The sequence below is a fragment of the Vibrio sp. Y176 genome (assembly GCF_033438945.1).
In genome coordinates, this window is record NZ_JAWOQS010000825.1 from 1 (window position 1) to 595 (window position 595).

General features: G+C 45.4%; 1 protein-coding gene. It reads right to left on the reverse strand.

Annotated elements, in window-relative coordinates; all coding sequences use genetic code 11:
* Positions 1 to 595, reverse strand: a 595-nt coding sequence (locus R7O13_RS28875) for a DUF3379 family protein (protein ID WP_318305463.1), incomplete at both ends; no start/stop codon positions are given.

The following is a 595-nucleotide window of genomic DNA, read 5'->3' on the forward strand; positions in this document are numbered from 1 at the left end:
CCTTGTTCGCCGACTAAAATCATGCTGGTTGAACCAACGGGTTGGACGATACCTGTCATACCATCTTTTTCAAAATCTGCCGTTTGTTGGCTAGAAATTCCCGTAATAAAGAGCGTTACTTTGCCCTTTACACCCTGAAAAACCATGTGTAATGCATTAGCTTTACCAAATCCACAGTGGTTTAGGTAGTAAACGTGGTACGGGAAGTTGTCACTAAACTGATAATGAAATGGCGACATCTTCGCATTGATCTGGGAACTCGGCACGTTTTCATCTAAATGGCGCACAAATGCCTCTTCATGAATGACATGTTTAATAGCTGTATCTGCGAGACTGGCTTGCGCCGGTGGCACCAGAATGTTACCCCAGTTGATTTGCCCCACCAGTAAACCTGCGGTAAAGGCAACAGAAGCTGCAAGCGCCATAGCTTTGCGGACAAAGTTGGGTTTGACGACTTTTTCGTCAAGCGCGCTAGAGGTTTGGCTAAACAAGATTGTATCAGCAAGATCCTCTGGTACATCCACATTCATGGCCTGCTTAATTTTCGCGTCGAGATCCAAAACGTCATCAACAAACTTACTGTTGGCATCGCTAG